The following is a 22,223-nucleotide window of genomic DNA, read 5'->3' on the forward strand; positions in this document are numbered from 1 at the left end:
AAGGCGTTTAGCGTTGTATAACACTTTTTCAATTAAATAAAAATTACGTTATTGCAAGTATGATTTTAAAAGCTGAAAACTTAATGAAGTCCTATAACGGACGAAAAGTTGTTAAAGATGTTTCTCTTGAAGTAAAACAAGGTGAAATTGTTGGATTATTAGGGCCTAACGGTGCTGGTAAAACCACCTCTTTTTACATGATTGTTGGGTTAATTAAACCTAATGGCGGACACATTTTTTTAGATAATACTGAAATAACAAAATTCCCCATGTATAAGCGTGCCCAAAACGGTATTGGGTATTTGGCTCAAGAAGCTTCGGTTTTTAGAAAATTAAGTATTGAAGATAATATTTTAAGCGTTTTGCAACTTACCAAATTAAGCAAAAAAGAACAACGCATGAAAATGGAATCTTTAATTGAAGAATTTAGCTTAGGCCATATTAGAAAAAACCGAGGCGATTTATTATCGGGTGGTGAACGCCGAAGAACTGAAATTGCCCGCGCTCTTGCTACAGACCCTAATTTTATTTTATTAGATGAGCCTTTTGCTGGTGTAGACCCTGTTGCTGTTGAAGATATTCAACGTATTGTAGCACAACTTACCAAAAAAAATATAGGTATTTTAATTACAGACCACAACGTACAAGAAACTTTAGCAATTACAGACAGAACCTATTTAATGTTTGAAGGTGGTATTTTAAAACATGGTATTCCAGAAGATCTTGCTAGTGATGCCATGGTGCGTAAAGTATATTTAGGCCAGAATTTTGAACTTAGAAAGAAAAAAATTAGAGATTAATCTAACTAAAAAATATAACAATGAGATGACTTATTGTTTTGTTGACGACTTTTATATTTCTCAGTTGTTCTAATCCTCTAGAAAAATCTATTCTTGAAAAACTTACCTTGGATGAATTAAATCATGAATTACAAAAGGATTCTGAGTTTAAGTACATATACGAATCGATTCAAGAAACTATTAAAAACCCTGATTTTAAGGATACTGATAAAGCTGAATTTAAGAACCTCACATATAAAGATGGGTTAGAATTCCATCATTTTCTTTTAGATACTACCTCAAAAGAATACGTTCAATATAAAAATGAATGGATAAAAAACAACCACAAAAAAGAGTTTTTGTTTGATTCTGTTATTAGACTTTTCAATAACAGAAAACATAATAACTTTATTAAATCGGAACTTGGAAAAAAAACATTTGTGTTAGCTCATATATACACTAACTCTAATGATTTTTTAATGAAAAGAGATTCAAAAGTTGATTTAATGAATATGTTAGGTTATTATAATTATGTTCCATTGAGAAAATTTGTCATAAAAAGAATTGACAGTATTTCGGAAGAAAGGTATCCGTTATTTTATAAATTTTCAAATCTTTACAATTAATACTCCTTTTTATTCAATTCTTCTTTTGCCTTTTCTTTTAATAATTTCTTTTGGTAACGCCCTTGCACAACATCAACAATTACCAATACAGCCAGCACAAAATAAAAGGTAGTTTTACTCATAGGTACTATATGATTACCAAATAATTCAAGATGCGCTAAATGCCCTCCTTCAGTAACTAGCATAATTCCAACAATAAAAAGTATGAATAATCCTAGTACTTCATACATTCTATTTTTAGCTAAAAACACTGATATTCTATCGGCTAAAAACAGCATTAATAATCCGCTAATTACAATAGCAATGGCCATAACTATAAATGCTGTTGTTGCATTTTCTATTTCACTTGTAAGCCCAATAGCAGCCAAAATAGAATCAAAAGAAAACACTAAATTCATTAACACAATACTTGCTATAACAGCATTTGATGATTTTTTTCCTTTATCTGCCTCATCATTTTCAACATCATGATCTAAATCTTTTAAAGAAATCATATGCCAAATTTCTTTAATAGCCGTATAAATTATAAAACCGCCACCTGCTAAAACTATCAAACTGTGGCCGTTAAAAGCAAAATGAGCAACACCATCTATTCCGCCAGATAAAAATGAAAATGGTTCTTGAAAATAGCTTATTAATGATACTAAAACAAATAGTAAAACAATGCGTAATGCTATGGCAATTAAAATACCAACTTTTCTAACACGTTTTTGGTCGTTTTGTGGGGCTTTTTTAGATTCTAATGAAATGTATAATAAATTGTCAAAACCTAATACAGCTTGTAATAATACAAGCATTAAAAGGGTAAAAATAATTCCTAGCATTTTTAAATGTTATTTTGAGGTTAAATTGTTTAAAACAGACATGGCTATGTACAATAAAATAATTAAAGGAATGGCTGCAAACTTAAGCACAACAAGCAATACAACGCAAAGTATTATAAAAATATAGCGTGTAGCGTTTTCTTTAAAATTCCAATTTTTAAACTTTAAAGCAAATAGTCTTATACCAGAGTTTAGTAGCCAACAGCTTAAAATTGTTAGAGCTATTAAAAAATATTTGTTCAAAATAATAGCATTTATAGCATCATTATTTTGAAACTCTATTATTAACGGTAATGATATTATAAGTAAGGCATTTGCTGGTGTTGGCAAGCCTTTAAAAAATGTTTGCTGTTCTGTATCTACATTAAACTTTGCAAGCCTATATGCCGAGGCTAAGGTTATGGCAAGCCCTAAAATTGGTAAAAAAGGCAGGTTAAATTCGTTTTCAAAATTTAAAGTACCCCAATCTGCTTCAACAAGTTCAAACAACTTAAACATTACAATTCCTGGTACTAAACCACTGGTTACAACATCGGCTAAAGAATCTAGCTGTAAACCTATTTCACTTTGTACATTAAGTTTTCTGGCAGCAAAACCGTCAAAAAAATCAAAGAAAATGCCTAAAAAAACAAAATATGCCGCCCAAGTAAAATTACCATTAACAGCAAATATAGCCGCAATACATCCGCTTAAAAGGTTTAAAAGTGTAAGAGCATTAGGTATGTATCGCTTCATAAAATGTATTATAATTTGTGGTAAAAATAACAAACAATTTTAGTTACAAGCAATATCTAATATAAATTCAAGTTTATAGGTTTGTAAATTATGTGCATCTTTGTAAAAAAATTGCAGTTGAAAGTTTATTTAAGTACACTTTTTTGTTTGGTATTTTTTGCCGTTTTCAGTCAAACCACTAGAAAATACTCTAATGAGTTTATGAATATTGGTGTAGATGCTGCTGCTTTGGGTATGAGTGGCGCTGTTACCTCGCATACCGCCGATGTTAATGCAGGCTATTGGAATCCTGCGGGTTTACTAGCCTTAGAAGACAACCAACTTGCCTTAATGCATTCTAGTTATTTTGCAAATATTGCTAATTATGATTATGCCGCTTATGCTATGCCGCTTGACGACAGAAGCGCTATGGCCATTTCATTAATAAGGTTTGCTGTTGATGATATTTTAAACACCACCCAACTTATTGATGAACAAGGCAATATTAATTATGACAGAATTAGTCTTTTTTCTACTGCCGATTATGGCCTAACATTTTCATACGCCCGAAAACTACCCGTTCAAGGCTTAAACTATGGTATAAATGCAAAGGTAATTAGGCGTATTATTGGAGATTTTGCATCATCATGGGGTTTTGGCTTTGATGCTGCTGTACAATTTGAAACTAATAATAATTGGAAGTTTGGAATTATGGGCCGTGATATTACCACAACTTTTAACGCGTGGGCTATTGATGAAACTGAATTTGAAACTATTAGAGATGCTGTTGAAGGGCAAAATCAAGAATTGCCAGAAACTACCGAAATTACCATTCCTAAATTACAAATAGGTATTTCTAAAAAATTCGATTTTAACTATGATTATACACTTTTAGCCGCTGCCAATTTAAATGTTAGGTTTGAAGAAAATAACGATATCATTTCAACATCATTTGCCAGTATAAACCCTGCTTTAGGTTTTGAATTTGGCTATATTGATATGGTTTACTTACGTGCTGGCATGGGTAATTTTCAAAACGAATTACAAATTGATAATTCTGAACAATTAACCTTTCAACCTAGTTTTGGTTTAGGCTTTAAATACAATGGTATTCAAGTAGATTATGCCTTTACTGATATTGGAGACCAAAGTGTTGCACTATACTCAAACGTATTTTCATTAAAACTAGATTTTAGTATTTTTAGATAATGGCAAAACAACTACTTTTTCTTTTTTTAATTTTTACATCGTTCACATTTTCACAAGAAATCACTCTATCAAACACTGCCGAAATTAGCATATTAACTGCTGGCCCCGGAAACGCATTAAACGATGCCTTTGGGCATAGTGCTTTTAGAGTTAGAGACCCTGAAAACAAAATAGACGTTGTTTATGGCTACGGTGAATATGATTTTGATGCCCCTAATTTCTATTTAAAATTTGCCCAAGGCAAACTAAATTACTTAATGAGTAAAGATAATTTTAGTAGATTTTATAAAATTTATGTTTACCTAAACCGCACATTAAAAGAACAAGTTTTAAATATATCGCAAAGCGAAAAACAACAACTATACAATTACTTAATTACCAATTACAAACCTGAAAACCGAGGCTATTTATATGAGTTCTTTTTTGATAATTGTGCCACAAAAATTAAAGATGTAACCAATATTGCTACAAACAAAAATATTACTTTTAACTTACCTGATAGTTATACCGAAAAAACTTTTAGAACCTTAATTTACGATAATGTAAACAAAAATACATGGGGAAGTTTGGGTATAGACATTGCTTTAGGCTCTGTAATTGATAGAAAAGCCACCGCCGAACAACATATGTTTTTACCTGAAAATATTTATAAGTTTTTTGAAGCAGCAACTCATAAAACAACCAACCAACCGCTAGTTAAAAAAACGCATATAATTTATAAACGGAAAGATGTAAAAACATCAAATTCGTTTTTAACAAGTCCGTTATTTGTATTTAGTATTTTAGCAAGTATTATTATTTTTATTACCTATACCGATTTTAAAAAACAAAAAAGAACCACTTGGTTAGATGTTGTACTATTTATTTTTACGGGGCTTGCTGGTGTTTTAATTTTACTACTTTGGTTTGCTACAGACCATACTGGCACACACCAAAACTATAATTTACTATGGGCTTTTGCTTTAAATATTTTTATGGTTTTTCAATTAACAAAAAAACATGTTAAACCATGGTTTACTAAATACCTAAACTTTTTAATAATTATGTTATGCCTTTTAACCTTACACTGGATTATTGGTGTACAAGTATTTGCAATTGGCTTAATACCACTGCTAATTGCGTTGTTTATTAGGTATGTATTTTTAACAAAGCACTTTTCAAAAAAACAGCAATAATTAATAGTTTACTTTACTACTGCCCTCTAAAAAATATAATGGTGCTTAGTGTTTTTATTATAATATTTATATCTAATAAAAAACTACGACGTTTAATATAATACAAATCGTATTGAAGTTTTAATAAACTATCATCAACAGAAGAGCCGTAACGTGTTTTTACTTGTGCCCAACCTGTTAAACCTGGTTTTATTATGTGGCGTGTTTCATAAAAAGGCAACATTTTTGATAGTTCTTTTACAAAGAAAGGTCGTTCTGGTCTTGGCCCAATTAAACTCATATCACCTTTTAAAATATTTATAAACTGCGGAATTTCATCTAAGCGTGAATGCCTTAAAAACCTTCCAAAAGGCGTTACACGCGTATCATTTTTTTTAGCCCAAGCAATGCCATCTTTTTCGGCATTTTTTATCATGGTTCTGTATTTAATAATATTAAAAGGTTTTCCGTTTTTACCTATACGCTCTTGTGTGTAAAACAGCGGCCCTCTATTAGCTAAAATATTACCAATTAAAACTATTGGTAAAAAAAACAGACCGAAAAACAAACCTATTACTGCAACAAACACATCAAAAAACCTACGAAAAAACAAGTACATTTTATTTTGGTTACTTCGGCTAAACGGAAAATATTTATAAAAATCTTTACCAACAAATTGTACAGGTATACGCTCGGTTAAATCTTCATAAACATGAGTGTACTCTCGTATTGGAATACCATCTTCTAACAAAGATATAAGCGCATAGTAAATTTCATATGTAATAGTTTCAGCATTATAACTGGCTACTACAATTTCAGAAATATTTTCTTTAGCAACCAATGCTTTTAAATCTTTTGGGTTGTATTCTTTTACGCCGTTAAACTTTATAGATTCTTTACTATTAGCTTCACAATTCACAAAACCCACAATTTTATAATTAGGATCTGCATCTTTAAAAGCTTCAATAATAGTTTCAATGTATGATGTTTCACCAACTATTAGGGCTTTTCTGTAAAACCTAGGTGATACTATAAAATTTATATACGCTAAACGCCATAAAATTAATGCTATTAAAATGGCAAAATAAAAGTATACTATTTGCAATCTATTATCGGGTAAAACCGGAGTAAAATATGGTGTTAGCAAATAAAACAATACGGTTGTAGAAACTGTAAAAACAACACTTGTTGAAATTTTTTCTATACGGCTAGATTTTTGTAAATCGTACATTTCAAAAATAGATCCAAAAAGTGATAAATACACTATTAAAACAAACACCCAACGCCAGTTTTCTTGGGTTATAGTGAAATAATCAAAATGAAAAGAATAACCTAAAAAATACAGTATTGTAAGTACCGAAAGTACATCAAAAACACGCAACAACACCTTACGTTCAGATATATTAAAGTGTATACTGCCTTTTGCCATAAACCGAAAAAGAAAATTAGTTTGCTGTAAAGATATAAAGTTTGCGCAATTAACTATTATGATAAAATTTTAAACCATGCATATTTTACAACATCCCAGTTAAAATGTTCAACTGTTTTCAATGCATTATGCGTTATATTACAAACTTCATTAGGGCTATTTATTAAAAACTTTATGGCTTTAACAAAAGCCTGTGTATTATTTGCTTCAACTAAAATACCGTTTTCTTTATTTGAAATTAAAAAAGGAATGCCTCCAACATTGGTTGATATTACTGGCAAGCCTAAAGCCATAGCTTCAATTACACTTACAGGCATGTTATCAAAATGTGTTGTATTTATAAAAATGTTGTAGTTTTTTGAAAGATTAATCCAATCTTGCTTTTCTAATTTACCCGTAAATGTGACCTCAACGCTTAACTTATTGGCTAAATTTTTAACTTTTTTTAAACTTCCATCTTTCTCAGGCCCAACCATACATAAACTGGTATTTATGCCTTCGTTTTGTAATTGTTTTAAAATATGAACTGCTAATTCTGGATTATATATTTTTGAAAAAGACCGCACCCATAGGAGCTTTACACCATGTATTTGTTTTTTTTCAAACGGATAATTTTCTAATTGAATACTGTTAGGAATACAAGTGATATTAGTAATACCAAATGTTTCAAAATGATGTTTTGTATATGCTGATGGTGCCACATTTATATAAGCGTTATTAAAAATAGCTTTTGATAATTTAGGCGATTTTTTTAAGCGCTCGGGTAAATTTCCACCATGTAAAATGGGTATGTATTTCAACTTAAAAAACCTACAAAGTAAACTACTAAAATAAGCGTAGTAAAAATTTAAAGTACTGTAAGTATCAATTAAAACATAGTCTATATTATTTTTATGTTTCACAATATGAAATAACATATCTAACATACGATACAGTTGTTGTTTTTTATTTGAAGCAGTTATTACGTGATAGCCTTCTTGCTTTAAATGCTTACTTAGGGTATCAATTGTTGTTACTGTATTATTAACAGACTGTAATTTATTACCTATGTAAAGTATATTTTTCATTATTACAAAATATAACTACTTTAAACTGTTATTTACAGGTTTTAATTTCCTTTTAGGAATATCATATTTCACATTTAACAATGTTAAACCATAAATAAATGCGGGAGCTGCAATACGCATTGCAGAATGATTTATTGTTAACAACCAAAATGCATAAAACGAATAGAAAAAAATATTAGACCGGTTTTTTAATCTTAAAGTTAATGGTGTAATAAGTAAAATTAGAAAAGCAACTACGCCAAACAAACCGTGTTCTGCTACAATACGGCTCATTTCGTTATGTGATGCAGCTACAACACCGGTTTGATTAAAACGAACTTCTTTTACTTTACCTACGCCAATACCAAAAAACGGATTATCTATAAATTCTTTAAGTTCAAAAGCCAATAAATCAGATCTTCCTGTGGTTACATCTTCTTTTGATCTGCCTTTGGCATCTTGGTTTGCATAACGCTTATCAATTAATCCGCTTGTTTGCACTGAGCTTATAAACCACATAAATAGAACTGCGCCTACAAAAAATAACAATGAAAATTTTATTTCAAATTTCTTTTTTAAATTCACTTTTAAGTAATACAACCCAATAAAGGCCGCTACCATTATGGCTGCTGTTAAAACGCCCCCTCTGCTAAAAGTTACAATAGCTCTAAAGCCTACAAGCGCCAAAATAGCCAAATCTATAAGCTTAAATAACCAGGCTTCTTTAGACATAAAAAAGCGTACTGCAAGTACAAACATAGCTAAGCCTAAAACAGTAGCTACTTGGTTGGGACCAAAACCACCTGAAGTTGCAAAATTTGAGCCTGTTCCATCTATAACAGCACTAACATCTGGCGTAAACAAAAACAAATATACCGTCATGCTTACCAAAGGCATTAAAAACCCCAACAAGATTACACGTATTTGCTTGAAGGTGACTGTTTTTCCGAAGCAAAATACAGCTACCAAGCCTAAACATATGGGGCCACTTAAATTAAAGGCTATAGCCTTACGTATGTTCGTTTCAAAACCCATTTGGGTTACTGCCACAAAAATACCGGGTAAAAGGAATAAAATATATAGTACATATGAAAATGCTTTATTAGTAAAGCTTACACTAAACATACCCAAAAGCACGTATATTATTACTAAATACTTGCTAGCTTCATAAAATATGGTACCGTTATTCATTCTTAAAAACACCTCAGCACCAACAATATAGGCACAAGCTAACAACACATAAAATACTTTGTTTTTTTTTGAAACTTTAATGATTTTATATCCTAAAAAAGCAGATATAAACAAAAAATAAACCGTTGCAAAAGGCCTTAGTGCAAACACCAAAAGTCCTAAACATACATGAAATATTAATAATTTATAATATAAGTTTAGTTTCATTAAACGTACTGCTTATAAATAGTTACAAGTTTATTTATTATTGCTTTTTCAGAAAAATTTTGAGTTACTTTTTTATGTAAATTTTGAGCTAATTTTGCTTGCAACCCTTCGTTATTTATGAGTTTTGAAATAGCTTTAGCCAAGGCTTCACTATTTTGCTTTTCTACTAAGAAACCTTCAGTTTGTGAGCTTACAACTTTTTTACAATCGCCTACATTGGTTGCTACACTAGGTAAATTTGCTATGCCATATTCTAACAATGCTAAGGGCATGCCTTCAGATTTTGAAGATAATACACCTATGGTACTCTGCTTTAAAATATGCTCAACATCAGGCTTGCTTCCGTATAAAAATACATGCTCTTCAAGTTTCAAAATTTTAATTTGTTGTTTAACTTGTTTGCTGTAATCATCATTGAAATTTTTACCAACACAATGTAATGTCCAATTGGGATTATTTTTAACTAAAATAGCAAACGCCTCTAATAGTGTTTTATGATCTTTTTGAGGTCTTAAATTTGCTAAATGTACAAGACGTTTTCCTTCAATACCTTTCAATATTGTTTCTGGTTTATTTAAAACCGAAACAGCAAAATTTGGCAAAAAATTTACGTGCTTACAATGTAAATTACTTATTGCCCATTTTTTTAGAGTTTCATTTACACATAAAACATGCTCAAAAAAATAAGATGCTAGTTTTAGTACTTTTGATTTTCTGTTATTTAAAAAGGCACTATTTCCGTAATGATCATGCCAAATAATTTTAACTTTTGAATGCCATAACTTTACTAAAACTGCTAAGAAAAATGAACTTGAATGTGCATGTATTATGCTTATGTTATTTTGCTTTACGTAATGTTTTAATGTTTTTAATGCTGAAACATCAAAAGTAGATTTTTTGTTTAAAAACAGATAACCAACATCTGCATTTAAACTTTGTTTAAGTATACCTTCTTTACGGGTTGCGCACAAAAAAGATGCTTCAATTTTAGTAGATAACGCATTAGCAATGTTAACGGCAACGCGCTCTGTACCGCCAACATCTAAAGAATCTACTAATTGAAGTACTTTCATAATTAGTGTAATAAAGTTTTTATTTCAGCTTCAAAAACATCTAAAGTATATTGCTGCGACCATTGTTTAGCTAATTCTGATATTTTTAATAAATCCTTAGAATTTAAATAGTTCAAAAAAGCATTCAAAGCACTATTTAATTCAAGTTCAATTAAAATACCTCTATTGCCAAAATCTAACATATAAGGCAAACAAGATACTTTTGTTGCAATAGGAATAACGCCATAAAACATAGATTCGGCAATTGCCTTTGGCCAACCTTCAGATTTTGATGGTAATATAGAAAAATGTGCTTGTTTCAGGGCAGTTTTTATAATTTCTTTTGTTTGGTTTCCATGTAAAAAAACAGATGTTTTTAAATTTTTACAGTCTATATAGTCTTGTAATTCTTGTTTTAAAACACCATCACCATACATATTTAAACAAACACGTTTTCCTTGTTTTATAAGTTGCTCAACAAGCTTTATGGCAAAAAGCGGATTTTTTCCTTCAACCAAACTACCTATAAACACCATGTTTAATGTTTTTGAATAATCTTTAGGTTTTAAAACTTCTATTTCATTTTTATAAAAGGATGCTGTAAAAAACGGTTTAATATTTTTTGTTTGATGTTCCCAATACCCATAAACCAAAACCTGCATATTCTTGGTTAAAAATGTATTGCTCAAAATCCATTTTTGTAGTTTATAACTTAATGGTTGGTTAGCTTTGGGATCCCAATTACCAGCATATTTGGCAGTTTTTATCTTCTTAGGAAATAATATTTGCACTAAACACCCCAACAAACCAATATTTCCAGGGCATCTTAAATGTATGTGATCTGCTTTTTTACAAGCCTTATAAATAGCATACAAAATAGTTGGAAATTTAAAAACAGAACGTATTGCGCTTATAGCCGATATAAATGAAACTTGAGGAACCTCTGTAAAATGTAATGAAGCATGTTTATAAGCTAAATCAATATCAGAAATAGCATCCTTTGTTAAGGGAGCAACAACATGAAACTCATCCACATGGTTTAACCACAAATTCATTTCTCTTACGTAAGGCGCATAACCAAAATAATCTTCATTATTTTTTTTATGTAGAACATGTGTTATTATTAAAAATCTCATGGTTTCACTTTTGGTTTACTAAAAATTAATGAAACCCAACCTATAAATCGCCCTAAACTTTCTGTAAAAGCTTCTTGTCTTCTATGGCTATTGCTTGTTAATATGTTGGTAAATCTAATAAGGGTTAATAAAAAAGCGGTAGCATGCCATTTTAGTTGAGCCTTAATAGAAGGTTTGGGGTATTTAACCCGCCAAACATACCAGCCATTTCTTATCACCATTTTACCATACTTGAGTTTATTAGGTCTCCCTGATATATTGTGATGATGCTCTAATTGTGCGGCAGTATTTACATAAAGATTGCCCTTTTTTGATAATCGCAATGAAAAATCGGCATCTTCATACAATCCGTAACCTTCAAAATAGGTTGAAAACTGCATGGTTTTAAAAACCTCTTTTTTGTAAGACGACACACCTCCCATAATTTGTTCTACCTGATAAATTTTGCCCGATGGTGGTAAAAAACTCACCGAACGCCCATGAGAAAATGTAGGCATATAACCCGGTTTAGCATCTGGCAGCAAACCTAAGGTTCGCCTTATCCTAAAACGCAAAGGCTCCTTTCGTTTCCAACCATCATAATAAAAATAATTACTATGGTCTGTCTTATCAGAATGCTCCCAATGGACTTCATTAGTTATATAACCTCCTACTGCCAAAGCTTCTGGTTCTTTTGTATAAGTTGAAATTAATGCATTAAAATAATCTGATTTTAAAATAATATCATCATCTAAAAAACAAATAACTTCAGAGTCAACTGAAACCTTTTTAATCCCAAAGTTTCGTTGTTTGGTTAAACCTCTATTATGAGCGTCAACTTTAAAATATTTAAGTTGTTTAAACGTATGTTCTTTTAAAAGAATACCTGTATCATCATTGTTAGAGCCATCAACAATAATAATCTCATTAGGATATAAGGTTTGAGCCTTTACAGAATGTAGTAATTCTAAAAGCGCTTGTGGTCTCAAATATGTACATATAACTAGTGAAAATTTCATATCATTTGGTACGCTTACCTAAAGCCATTAATTTTTTTGCATAAAAAACAGATTTATTGAATTGAAGCAATCGTATAGGAAGTTTAATAAACCTTAAAAACCATGCTACTTTAGGTGCTTTAGTAAAATAAAACACAAAATATTTGATTTTGTATTCCTTACGCTGTCTTTTGCTATAGTGCTTAAACAGTTGATACATTATTGTTGGGCTTGGCTTGGGCACAATCCATTTCACAGGAGTATCCAATTCCCACGGTTGTCGTTTTCGTTGCTTGCCTTTAACACCGGCTTGCTGCCCCCAAAACCTATATCCGCCTTGAGGTGGTTTTAAATGGAGGTTTACCGAAAAAGGGTTGTGTAAAACGGTAACTCCTAGTTTGGTTATTTCTAAACCAAAATCGGCATCTTCTCCATAACCGCCATCATAATTTATATCGTTGCCTACCAAAATATCTACAACTCGTTTAGATACGCATGAATTAGCATTACTAAAATTTTGACTTGCACCTACCTTCCAACGTTGTGCGCCTAAAGCGTTTAATTTAATAGTTAAATCGTTTAAATCTTGTTGTTGATGATCGGCTCTAATATCTAGTCCGTTACATGCTTCCGCATTATAAGTTTGTAGTAATTTAATATGGTTTTCAATAAATTCTGGCGGCACTCTAATATCATCATCCCCAAAAACTATACAATCTCCTGTACATAAGGCTAGAGCCTCATTTCTTGCTCTACAACTACCCTTGGTGGTTTGCCATTTAAAAACCACTTTAAAAGAATAGTTTTCAGGATTATACAAAGAAACGTTACGTTTATTTTTTGGAGTAGCATCAACTACAATAACCTCATAAGGTTTATAGGTTTGTTGTTCTAAATCGTTCAAAAGATTTAGCGTAAACTCCTGACGTAGCATGGTAGGAATTATATAACTCACCTTTGGCGAACCCTTTATAGGCTGAAGTGTTCTAGGTGCTAACTGTATAGTCTTATGTTTAAACGTATAATATTTATTAGCAAATAAATAACTATGTAGGTCTTTGGGTTTCCAAAAACCGCGCCTGAAAAGCATATAAATACTATGAGCTTTTTTAAAGTTTTTCTTGTAAAACGTATAAATATCTTTTGTAGATAAACGCACTGTTTCATTTGAAGAAGGAAACAAACCTTTTACATACAATGGAATAGCCCCTTGATACCTTAATATATTAAACCCAAAATCTAGAGCAGACATTTGAGTAGACTCATAATCATAATCAAAACCCCCAAATGTTTCCCAAACGTGCTTACGTATAGCAAATGCCTGCGGATTAATACGCCAACTAACGCAGGTATCAATATTGTCAAAATCGTTAGCATACCAAAAATACACCACAGTTTGATAAATAATCTCTGGAAAAGCATTTTTATAACCTTGGTCTAAGGCACTATGCCACACATCTCCTTCGCCTAAAGCTAATGTATTTAACAATTCAATATGAGGCTTACCCGTGTAGAGTATAGTTTCTCCTGTTGGTGCTATATGTTCTTTAAAATGTATCAACTTACTGTAATGCTATTATAAAAATCAACGGAACGTTGGGCTACATGTTCATGATTAAATTGTTCGACAACCTTTTTTCTTGCCGCTTTTCCAAACTGATGTCGTTTTTCTAAATTTTCCAACAACTCTAAAATACATGCCGCATAATCTTTATGATTGGTAGGATGTACCAAAAAGCCCTCTTTACCATGCTCTATCATTTCTGTTGCCCACCCAATATTAGAAGCTACAATAGCTTTTTCCATAGCCATAGCCTCTAACCAAGATACTGGTAAAGCTTCAGCAAACGTAGGAAACACACATACGGTGGCTTCTTTTATTAAGGCTTCAATTTCAGAATAGCTAACAGCTCCCATGTAATTAACTTGTTTTATGGCCGCTTTACTAAACAGGGGTTTTATAAGTTCCCAGGTAGAAGGTGCTCCGGTTTTAACATCGCCACTATCTTTTCCTACTAATACCAATTCAACGTCTGCATGTTTTTCTTTAACTAAATTAAAAATTTCAGGAAGCTCAAAAAGTCCTTTTTTTCTAATTAAAGTCCCAAAATAAAGAATTCGCAAGGTTTTGCTTTTGGGTTGTTCTGGCGTAAAAGCATGGGCATCTATACTGTTAGGTATCACTGTAAACGCCCTATTAAGTCCAAATAATTCATTGGTTAAATGGCCCGTAAAAGCACTAACACTTATAACGCCATCGGCTTTTTTTAAAGCACGCTTTTCTAAAAATTTATTTTTAAATTTTACGGGACGCTTATCTAAATGACAAAAATAAGTATCACTACCATTTTGCCTGATAATTAACGGACATTTTATATTTAAAAAAGAAGTAAACCCCGTCCAATCGGGTGCTTCAACAATATCAATCTTACCACTTTTATATAACGAATTTAATAAACGTGCTACCTTATTTTGAGTGAGTAAGAGTGATAAACCTATAACTTTTATATTCTTTACCTTATAAAAATGAATATGGTTGTCTTTAAAATAAGCATCAACATCTTGACCATAAATAATAACACTTACCTCATGCCCTAACCCCACAAGCGCCTTAGACAAATTAAAAATACTAGTCCCTATACCGCCGAATTTACCGGTTTTAGGATGTGGAAATTCTGGGGTTAAAAATGCTATTTTCATGAAATAAGTTTAAAATATTGTGTCACCATATTATCTATAGAAAATGACGTTTCTATTAATATTCTAGTATTTATTGTTATCTGTTCTTTACCTAAATAAACAGCCTCTATAATATCCTTTAAATCTAAAATAGCTTCAGCTTTAAAAATATAACCATTCTCACCATGCCTAACCACCTCTAAATTACCACCAACAGGTGTTGTAATTACAGGTACATTGGCAGCTAAACTTTCTAGAATAGATAAGCTAAAACATTCCATATGGGTAGGTTGAATCATGTAATCATAAAGGCAATACAATTCATTAAGATTATGAACACTGCCTTTAAAATTAAAAACCGTTTCTAATTTAAACAAACTGACCTTTTTCCTTAATTCAGATTCATAAGGGCCTTCACCGTAAATATCTATTTTAAGTTTTTCTTTTATAGATTCTGGCAGTTTATTTACTGCATCAATTAAATCTTGTATCCCTTTTGATGCTCTTAAATGAGAGACTACTACAAACTTAGGATGCATTACATTTCGGTTTAAATTGGGCTTAATATCTTTAACAATAATTCCATTATAAATAACCGAAGTTTTCGTTTTTAAATGGCTCCCAAAATCTCTAAATATCTCATTGGTAGTGTATTTAGAAACCCCGATAAACTGGTCTATACACCGTGAATACAACCATCCCTTTAAACGTTTCTTTAGTCGTTTTTTTAAAGGGTAGCCACCAAGCGGTCTTGGGTTATGATCTACGGCTATAACTTTAGCTTTTGTTTTCTTTTTAAGCTGACAATAAAATGAAGTACACAGTTCTACAAAGTGAGTAAACACCACATCATACTTAACTTCAACAGCTTGCAATACAAAGGTTTCTAAAACCATGTCCGTATCTGGAAACATGATATTCATACTTGAATAATTGCCATGATTTGAAGTATTAGGAAAAAACCAATCAATCTCTAAATTATTAGCCTTACAGGTTTTATCAAAAGCCCAGAAAAAATAATCCATTCCTCCTACTCTATTGGGTAGTAATTTATAATTACATATAATGGCAACTTTCTTTGTATTTAAACCCATGAAAATAAACTATTAACCAATTGTTTATTAGTTGCTTTTAAAGGAACCCCTAATTGCTTATTAATAAATGCTTTTCTGTTTTCAGAACCTTCAATACCCGATAAACATTCTGAAATAGCTTTTATTAATGCTGCTTCATTTTTTACAACCTTACTAGCCTTACTCTTTACTAAATGCTGAATATGCTCATAATTTAAAAAACGCTGATCATCATATAAGCCATTATGTTTATTTCCAAATACAGGGTTAATAACAGGCTTGTCAAACATCATAAAATCTAAACTCATAGTAGAAAACATATTGATATTTAAATCTGAATATTCTAATAAAGCTCTTAATTGTTTTACATCATCTATTGTTGGAATACGTTGAGACCATGCTTCTTGATGATTAGCTCTTACCTGCTTCCATTTTGGAAAATGCCATTTTATAAAAGGGAATTTTTCAACTAATTCCTTAAACCTTATGGGGTCTTCGGCTGGCGAAGTTCTAACTATAAAATTAACAAGTTCTATATGGCCTGCATCAATAGCTTTGGCTATGGTTTCTATATACAATTCATCATTTTTACTGGTTGAAATATCACCGCAACTAAAACAAATGCTTTTTAATTTTGGGTTCAAATCAAATTCATTAAAAAATTCAAATGCTTGCATCTTATAAACATCCATTACATAAGGTACAAACTGCGGTGTTCCTACAACTTTAACAGTAGCTTCCTTAACAGACTTATAAAACCTCAACAAATCACGCTTCATTAAATCACTCCAAACCAAGTAATAATCAAAGTTTGAAGCCATTCTGCCTTTTGATGCTAAATTATCCCAACTAAATATAAATGCTGCTGTTTTTATGTGTTTCTTTTTGGCAGCGTATACCAAAGGCGCTATATATGGCGGACGTTGGTGTGTAAAGAACAACAAGTTAAATTGCTCCTTTTCTAATATTGATAAATAGGTTTTGGTAATGCTATGATACCTAAATGTAAAATCTTGTAGCTTTTGAAACAGTTGTATGGTAGTTTCTGAATGACATAGAGTGGTAAGCTTATAAATAAATCGAGTGGCGTATCCTCTTGTAGTCTTTAATTTAGAATGGTTGGCTTTTAAATTATCTAAAATGCCAAAGTTACCTTCCTTATTCAACTTAAGGTGAGCAATCTCTTTGGCTTTTCTAAAAAACCAGGTTTTAAAAGTTTCTTCAAACACATCAAGTTCTATGATCTTTACTTGTGTATGCTTTTTATATACAGATTTTGGTAAACATGATAAAATGACCACCTCATCAAAATGCTGAGTTGCATCATCTAAAAAATCACTTAAAATGAAGTTTCTAAAGCCAACCCCGTCTGTAATTACAAGAGCTAATTTTGATTCTTTTTGTTGCAAATTTTAATTGGGTTTAAAAAGCTAAAGATACCATTTTTAGAAATAAAAATGGACTATGAAACTATTAACAATGAGAAGTTAACCAACTGCCAAATATGAAAACTAGATTCATTATCACCTGCCAAATACCTATGCCACTCTATATCTAATGCTTTTTCATTAAACCAGTGTTTGTATTCTGAAGATTTAATACTATCAATACACTCTTGAACAAATTCCTTTAAATCATCACCTAACCATTCCCGTTGCGGTGTTTGTAAAGGACGCTTAGGAGTATAAGTAACGTTACTATCTACATATTTTGAAATAACATCTCTTAAAAGCTGTTTTCCTTGATTGTTTTTAAGTTTGAATTCTTTAGGTAACGAAAAAGCAAATTCTACCAATCTATAATCTAAAAAAGGAACCCTTAACTCGGTTGAATATGCCATAGAAACTCTATCATTAAAACGTAAAGCTCTAGGTATTTTTGTGTAAAACAAATCTCTATATTGAAGGTTTTTTTCTAATGAATTAAAAGATTTAGGATAGGTATTGAATTTAGAAAGTTCTACAAATGATTGATGTAGCATATGGGCTCTAAACGGACTTTTTGAAACCCCTTGTATGGTAGCATTTGAAACGTTTCTATAATAATCATAACCAGCTAATTGTTCATCCATTCCCTGACCATCTAACAACACCTTAATACCTCTATTTGATGCCGAAGCAAATAATTTTGAATAAGCCAATGTAGGTATACCTCCAAAAGGTTCATCTTGTATATCTGAAATTTTTTCTGATAATGTCATTACTTCATGAGGCTGTAACAAAACTTTATTTAAAGGATTTTTATAAGAGGCTATAATTTGTTCTACCCATGGTAATTCATCATAATTTTTATCATTGGTATAAAATGTAAAAGCCTCAATTTTAGAAATATCAGTTTGAGAAATATTGGCCAAGGCTAAAAGCGCAGAACTATCTAAACCACCACTAACATTAAAGCCAATTGGCACATCGGCTCTAAACCTAAGTTTTATACTATCAATTAAAAGTTTTAAATAAACAGCTTTGGCTTCTTCGTAATCTTTTATTTTAGGTTGAAAATTTACAGCTTTTACAAAATCATACCAATGCTCCATTTTTAAAACACCATGAGCATATTCTAAAAAATGTCCTGCAGGCAATTGATGGATACCTTCCCAAAAGGTTTCATGAGGCAAGCCATAGCTACCATTAACAAAATAACCAGACCATACCTGTTCATTTGGATTTTTTTTTATACCTGCTTCATGTATGGCTTTAATTTCACTAGAAAAAATTAAGGTTTTATTATGCTTAGTATAATAAAATGGTTTAATACCAAAACGGTCTCTTGCTGCAAAAAGCTCTTTTTTTAAACAATCCCAAATAGCAAACGCAAACATGCCATTTAACATACTTAAACATGCTTTTCCGTGTTTGATAAAAACAGCCAATAATACTTCGGTATCTGATGATGTTTGAAAGTTATAATCATCTTTTAACCCAGCTTTAAGCTCTAAATAATTATAAATTTCGCCATTAAAGACAATAGTAAACCTTCCCGATGCATCTTGAAATGGCTGATTAGCATTAGATGTTAAATCTATAATAGACAATCTATTATGTCCTAATGCAGCAAATCCACTGTCAAAATAAGTACCTGTAAAATCCGGACCTCGGTGATGCTGAGACCTCAGCATATCATCTATTTGATATTGATAATGATCTTCTCCTATAACTCCAACAATACCGCACATGCTATGTATTTTTAGAATTTAAAAACAGCTCCGCTTGTTTCCAATCATCTAGAGTATCAATATTTATAGTATAGTCTAAAGGTGATTTTATATAAGCCAACTTAGTACCATAAAGTGAATGTTGTTCTAATAACACCTCGGTTTTTGTAATGTAAATAAGCCCATCTCTATGATAAACTTTGGGCAAGTCCTGACGTCTAGAAATTATTGTTTTATCGCCTGTTGCTAATTCTAAGTAACCTTTATTATTTTCTTTAAATGTCCAATGCGGATTATATTCATCTGGTACTTTTTGAACCGAGACTAAAGCATCACAATCAGATTTCTCAAATTTTTCTATGGCTTCATCAATAAAAGCTCCTGTTTTAAACGGACTGGTTACTTGTAACAAACACACAGCATCAAAATGTATGTTTTGTGTTTTATAAAATTGTAAAGCATGCTGAATAACCCCCAAAGTTGGTGATGCATCTTCCGCTAAGTGTTTTGGCCTTACAAAAGGCACCTCTACGCTTAACTCTTTAGCTACATGAATAATGTCATCATCATCAGAACTTAAAATGAAATGCGTTAACTTTTTAGAGTTTTTAGCAGCTTCAACGGTATATTGCAACAAAGGCTTGCCTTTGAGCTTTTTAATATTCTTTCCTGGAATAGATTTGGAACCGCCACGTGCTGGTATAAGTCCTAATATCTTCATTAATACGATATGGTTTTATGGAAACGTAATGTAACATCTGCTAAAATGTTGGCTATTTTTTCTCCTGAATTGCCATCGCCATAAATTGAGTCACTTGGTATTAGAGATTTTTGCGCCATTCTATTTTTAATAGCTAATTCAATATCATCTTCATTATAAGACACATCTAAAACATTAACTCCACGTGTTCTTCCTTGTTGGCGCGTTCCTATATTAACAACAGGCACCCCTAAATAAGCACATTCTCTAATGCCTACACTAGAATTACCAACCAAACATTGACTATTTATTAGTAACCTTAAAAAATCTTCTGGTATCATATTTTTAAAAAAACGAATATTCTCTGGCTTATAAATTTCTCTGTATAACCTAATACCATTTGAAGTACCATCGGCACCTGCATCTACATTAGGCCAAAACCAAAATGCAGGAATACCTAACTTATGAACTACTTTTAAGGTTGTTAATACGTTTTCCTTTGCTTTAGTATATTCTGTAGTTACAGGATGTTGCATAACCACTATATAACCTGTTTGCCAGTTGATGTCATTCCCTACACCACCATACTTTTCAATAGGATTAAAATTCAATGCGGGTGCTTTATTTACATTGTAAGCTAAGTCTATAGAAGGACAACCTGTATTAAAAACATAGCGTTCATCCTCTCCCATTTTAATAACTCTAGTTCTAGCATCTTCAGAGGCTACTAAATGAATATCGGCTAATTTGGTATTGGCATGACGTACTTTTTCATCTATATTACCCGTAACCTCACCACCTTGAACATGAATTAAAGGGATATTTTGATACGAAGCCGCTATAGAGGTTGCTAAAGTCTCAAACCTATCGGCAATGGTTACCACCGCGTCTGGTTTTAAATTATAAAAAGTATTGGCTAATTCCATAACCCCCAAGCCCGTGGTTTTAGCCATAGAGGTTTTATTTTCGCCTTCTAACACCATAAACACTTTGGCATCTATTTTAAAACCATCGTTTTCTATATAATCTACAGCGTTTCCGTACCTATCTAACAGTGCAGACCCCGCCACAACAAGCTGTAATTGTAATTTAGGATGTTGTTTTATGGCTGCTAAAGCGGTTTTTATCCTACTATACGATGGTCTTGCGGTAATAACTACGCATATTTTTCTTTTACTCATGTAATATCTTCTTGTGTTAAAAAATCCCACTGCTTCATATCACGCACCAATGCCTTACCTATCACTGCTTTAAATTTAGAAGCACTTATACCCTTATTGGCTGGTTTTTTGGCTTCCAAATCCTCAAATTGAATAATATGTCCTGCTCTTAAATCTTTATTAATGGCTAATGATTTTTCAAAAATGCTCTTGAGCTCTGTAAATTTAGTATTGTCATATTTATTAACAGGATTATTTTGTGCTTTTTCAATAGTTCTAACAGATTGGGTCAATAACTTAATCGCTTCTATTGTTAATGAAGAGCTCACATCAGGCCCAAAATCATCTTTACTAAAAACAGCATGAAACTCTAAAATTTCGGCGCCCAAAGCAACAGCAGCAATACAGGTTTCTATTTTTGCCGAATGATCTGAAAACCCAACAGGTACATTATACCTTGTTTTTAATGCTTGTATTACATTTAAACCATAAACTTCTGGTTGTGTTGGATAAGCGGTAGTACATTGTAAAATTGAAAATTCAACTGCTTTCGATTTTAAAAATGCAACGGTTTCATCTAATTCCTGATAAGAGCTCATGCCAGATGACAAAATAACGGGCTTACCGGTTTGCGCTATTTTTTCTAGTAACAAAAAATTATTAACCTCTCCTGAACCTATTTTGTAAAAAGTAACTCCTACTGCTTCTAATAAATCTACAGCAGCATTACTAAAAGGCGAGCTCATAAACTCTAAGCCAACATCATCACAATGCCTTTTTAATGCTTGCCACTCTTTAAGTGTAAATTCCATGGCTTTCCAATAGTCAAATCTAGTGGCATATTCATCTGTAAATTTCACTCTAAATGGCTCGTAAATACTACTCTCTGCCGCCGCTATATGGGTTTGAAACTTAATAGCATCAACACCTGTTGTGGCTATGGCTTCAATATAGTCATGGGCTTTTTGTAAACTCCCATTATGGGCTTGCCCTATTTCTGCTATTAATTTTACCTGCATTATCTAATTTTTCGTGCCACTATACCGTAACTCATTCCTTTTGCTAAAGGATTTCTATATTCTATATAGGCTTCAATTTTAGCCTTAATCCAATCTT

The 22,223-nt window shown here is 31.7% G+C and carries 20 protein-coding genes; 4 read left to right on the top strand and 16 right to left on the bottom strand.

Translation table 11 applies throughout. The features are described 5' to 3' along the window. Positions 1-59: 59 nt before the first annotated feature. Both lptB and ACXAG4_RS14405 read left to right on the top strand, forming a co-directional pair. Complete coding sequence (gene lptB, locus ACXAG4_RS14400) at positions 60-800, top strand: LPS export ABC transporter ATP-binding protein (protein WP_475296783.1); 741 nt, start codon at positions 60-62, stop codon at positions 798-800. A 107-nt stretch (positions 801-907) separates the two neighbouring features. Further along, on the top strand, positions 908-1,405 hold the full coding sequence (locus ACXAG4_RS14405) for a hypothetical protein (protein WP_475296784.1): 498 nt from the start codon (positions 908-910) through the stop codon (positions 1,403-1,405). Here the strand turns inward: ACXAG4_RS14405 and ACXAG4_RS14410 are convergent. Together ACXAG4_RS14410 and ACXAG4_RS14415 are read right to left on the bottom strand one after the other, a co-directional pair. Beyond that, positions 1,402-2,229, bottom strand: coding sequence for a TerC family protein (locus ACXAG4_RS14410; RefSeq protein ID WP_475296785.1), 828 nt, complete (start codon positions 2,227-2,229; stop codon positions 1,402-1,404). The two genes, ACXAG4_RS14405 and ACXAG4_RS14410, sit on opposite strands and share 4 nt — an antisense overlap. A gap of 9 nt (positions 2,230-2,238) precedes the next feature. Continuing rightward, complete coding sequence (locus ACXAG4_RS14415; RefSeq protein ID WP_475296786.1) at positions 2,239-2,964, bottom strand: CDP-alcohol phosphatidyltransferase family protein; 726 nt, start codon at positions 2,962-2,964, stop codon at positions 2,239-2,241. Positions 2,965-3,081: 117 nt separating this feature from the next. Between ACXAG4_RS14415 and ACXAG4_RS14420 the strand changes: the two genes are divergently transcribed. Both ACXAG4_RS14420 and ACXAG4_RS14425 read left to right on the top strand, forming a co-directional pair. After that, a complete protein-coding gene (locus ACXAG4_RS14420) occupies positions 3,082-4,152 on the top strand; it encodes a putative type IX sorting system protein PorV2 (RefSeq protein WP_475296787.1) in 1,071 nt (356 codons plus the stop codon). Then, positions 4,152-5,327, top strand: a complete 1,176-nt coding sequence (locus tag ACXAG4_RS14425) for a lipoprotein N-acyltransferase Lnb domain-containing protein (RefSeq protein WP_475296788.1) — start codon at positions 4,152-4,154, stop codon at positions 5,325-5,327. The genes ACXAG4_RS14420 and ACXAG4_RS14425 overlap by 1 nt, the downstream gene beginning before the upstream one ends. A 16-nt stretch (positions 5,328-5,343) precedes the next feature. Here the strand turns inward: ACXAG4_RS14425 and ACXAG4_RS14430 are convergent, their stop codons facing one another. The 14 genes from ACXAG4_RS14430 to ACXAG4_RS14495 are packed head-to-tail and all read right to left on the bottom strand — an operon-like array spanning position 5,344 to position 22,126. Beyond that, positions 5,344-6,735, bottom strand: coding sequence for an exopolysaccharide biosynthesis polyprenyl glycosylphosphotransferase (locus ACXAG4_RS14430; protein WP_475296789.1), 1,392 nt, complete (start codon positions 6,733-6,735; stop codon positions 5,344-5,346). Between the two features lie 56 nt (positions 6,736-6,791). Beyond that, positions 6,792-7,802: a glycosyltransferase family 4 protein gene (locus ACXAG4_RS14435; protein ID WP_475296790.1), complete on the bottom strand. Its 1,011-nt coding sequence runs from the start codon at positions 7,800-7,802 to the stop codon at positions 6,792-6,794. Positions 7,803-7,817: 15 nt separating this feature from the next. Next, on the bottom strand, positions 7,818-9,179 hold the full coding sequence (locus tag ACXAG4_RS14440; protein WP_475296791.1) for an O-antigen ligase family protein: 1,362 nt from the start codon (positions 9,177-9,179) through the stop codon (positions 7,818-7,820). Then, on the bottom strand, positions 9,179-10,252 hold the full coding sequence (locus ACXAG4_RS14445; RefSeq protein WP_475296792.1) for a glycosyltransferase: 1,074 nt from the start codon (positions 10,250-10,252) through the stop codon (positions 9,179-9,181). The genes ACXAG4_RS14440 and ACXAG4_RS14445 overlap by 1 nt, the downstream gene beginning before the upstream one ends. Positions 10,253-10,254: 2 nt before the next feature. Then, the gene (locus ACXAG4_RS14450; RefSeq protein ID WP_475296793.1) at positions 10,255-11,367 is read right to left on the bottom strand and encodes a glycosyltransferase family 4 protein; all 1,113 of its coding nucleotides are present in this window, start codon (positions 11,365-11,367) and stop codon (positions 10,255-10,257) included. Beyond that, positions 11,364-12,365 (bottom strand): glycosyltransferase family 2 protein, encoded by a 1,002-nt coding sequence (locus ACXAG4_RS14455; protein ID WP_475296794.1) that lies wholly within the window; start codon positions 12,363-12,365, stop codon positions 11,364-11,366. The genes ACXAG4_RS14450 and ACXAG4_RS14455 overlap by 4 nt, the downstream gene beginning before the upstream one ends. 1 nt (position 12,366) lies before the next feature. Next, complete coding sequence (locus ACXAG4_RS14460; protein WP_475296795.1) at positions 12,367-13,905, bottom strand: glycosyltransferase family 2 protein; 1,539 nt, start codon at positions 13,903-13,905, stop codon at positions 12,367-12,369. Then, entirely contained in the window at positions 13,902-15,044 is a 1,143-nt protein-coding gene (locus tag ACXAG4_RS14465) for a glycosyltransferase family 4 protein (protein WP_475296796.1), read from the bottom strand. The genes ACXAG4_RS14460 and ACXAG4_RS14465 overlap by 4 nt, the downstream gene beginning before the upstream one ends. Then, positions 15,041-16,117 carry a glycosyltransferase family 4 protein gene (locus tag ACXAG4_RS14470; RefSeq protein WP_475296797.1) on the bottom strand — a complete coding sequence of 359 codons (1,077 nt, stop codon included), beginning with the start codon at positions 16,115-16,117 and terminating at the stop codon, positions 15,041-15,043. The genes ACXAG4_RS14465 and ACXAG4_RS14470 overlap by 4 nt, the downstream gene beginning before the upstream one ends. Further along, the gene (locus ACXAG4_RS14475; protein ID WP_475296798.1) at positions 16,108-17,505 is read right to left on the bottom strand and encodes a hypothetical protein; all 1,398 of its coding nucleotides are present in this window, start codon (positions 17,503-17,505) and stop codon (positions 16,108-16,110) included. The genes ACXAG4_RS14470 and ACXAG4_RS14475 overlap by 10 nt, the downstream gene beginning before the upstream one ends. Positions 17,506-17,558: 53 nt before the next feature. Further along, positions 17,559-19,268 (bottom strand): asparagine synthase (glutamine-hydrolyzing), encoded by a 1,710-nt coding sequence (gene asnB / locus ACXAG4_RS14480; protein ID WP_475296799.1) that lies wholly within the window; start codon positions 19,266-19,268, stop codon positions 17,559-17,561. A gap of 1 nt (position 19,269) precedes the next feature. Beyond that, positions 19,270-19,968, bottom strand: coding sequence for an acylneuraminate cytidylyltransferase family protein (locus tag ACXAG4_RS14485; RefSeq protein ID WP_475296800.1), 699 nt, complete (start codon positions 19,966-19,968; stop codon positions 19,270-19,272). After that, complete coding sequence (gene neuC, locus ACXAG4_RS14490) at positions 19,968-21,128, bottom strand: UDP-N-acetylglucosamine 2-epimerase (protein WP_475296801.1); 1,161 nt, start codon at positions 21,126-21,128, stop codon at positions 19,968-19,970. Before neuC ends, ACXAG4_RS14485 begins: the two co-directional genes overlap by 1 nt. Then, a complete protein-coding gene (locus ACXAG4_RS14495) occupies positions 21,125-22,126 on the bottom strand; it encodes an N-acetylneuraminate synthase family protein (RefSeq protein WP_475296802.1) in 1,002 nt (333 codons plus the stop codon). Before ACXAG4_RS14495 ends, neuC begins: the two co-directional genes overlap by 4 nt. Positions 22,127-22,223: the final 97 nt, after the last annotated feature.

The sequence above is a fragment of the Seonamhaeicola sp. ABD4_175 genome (assembly GCF_056160885.1).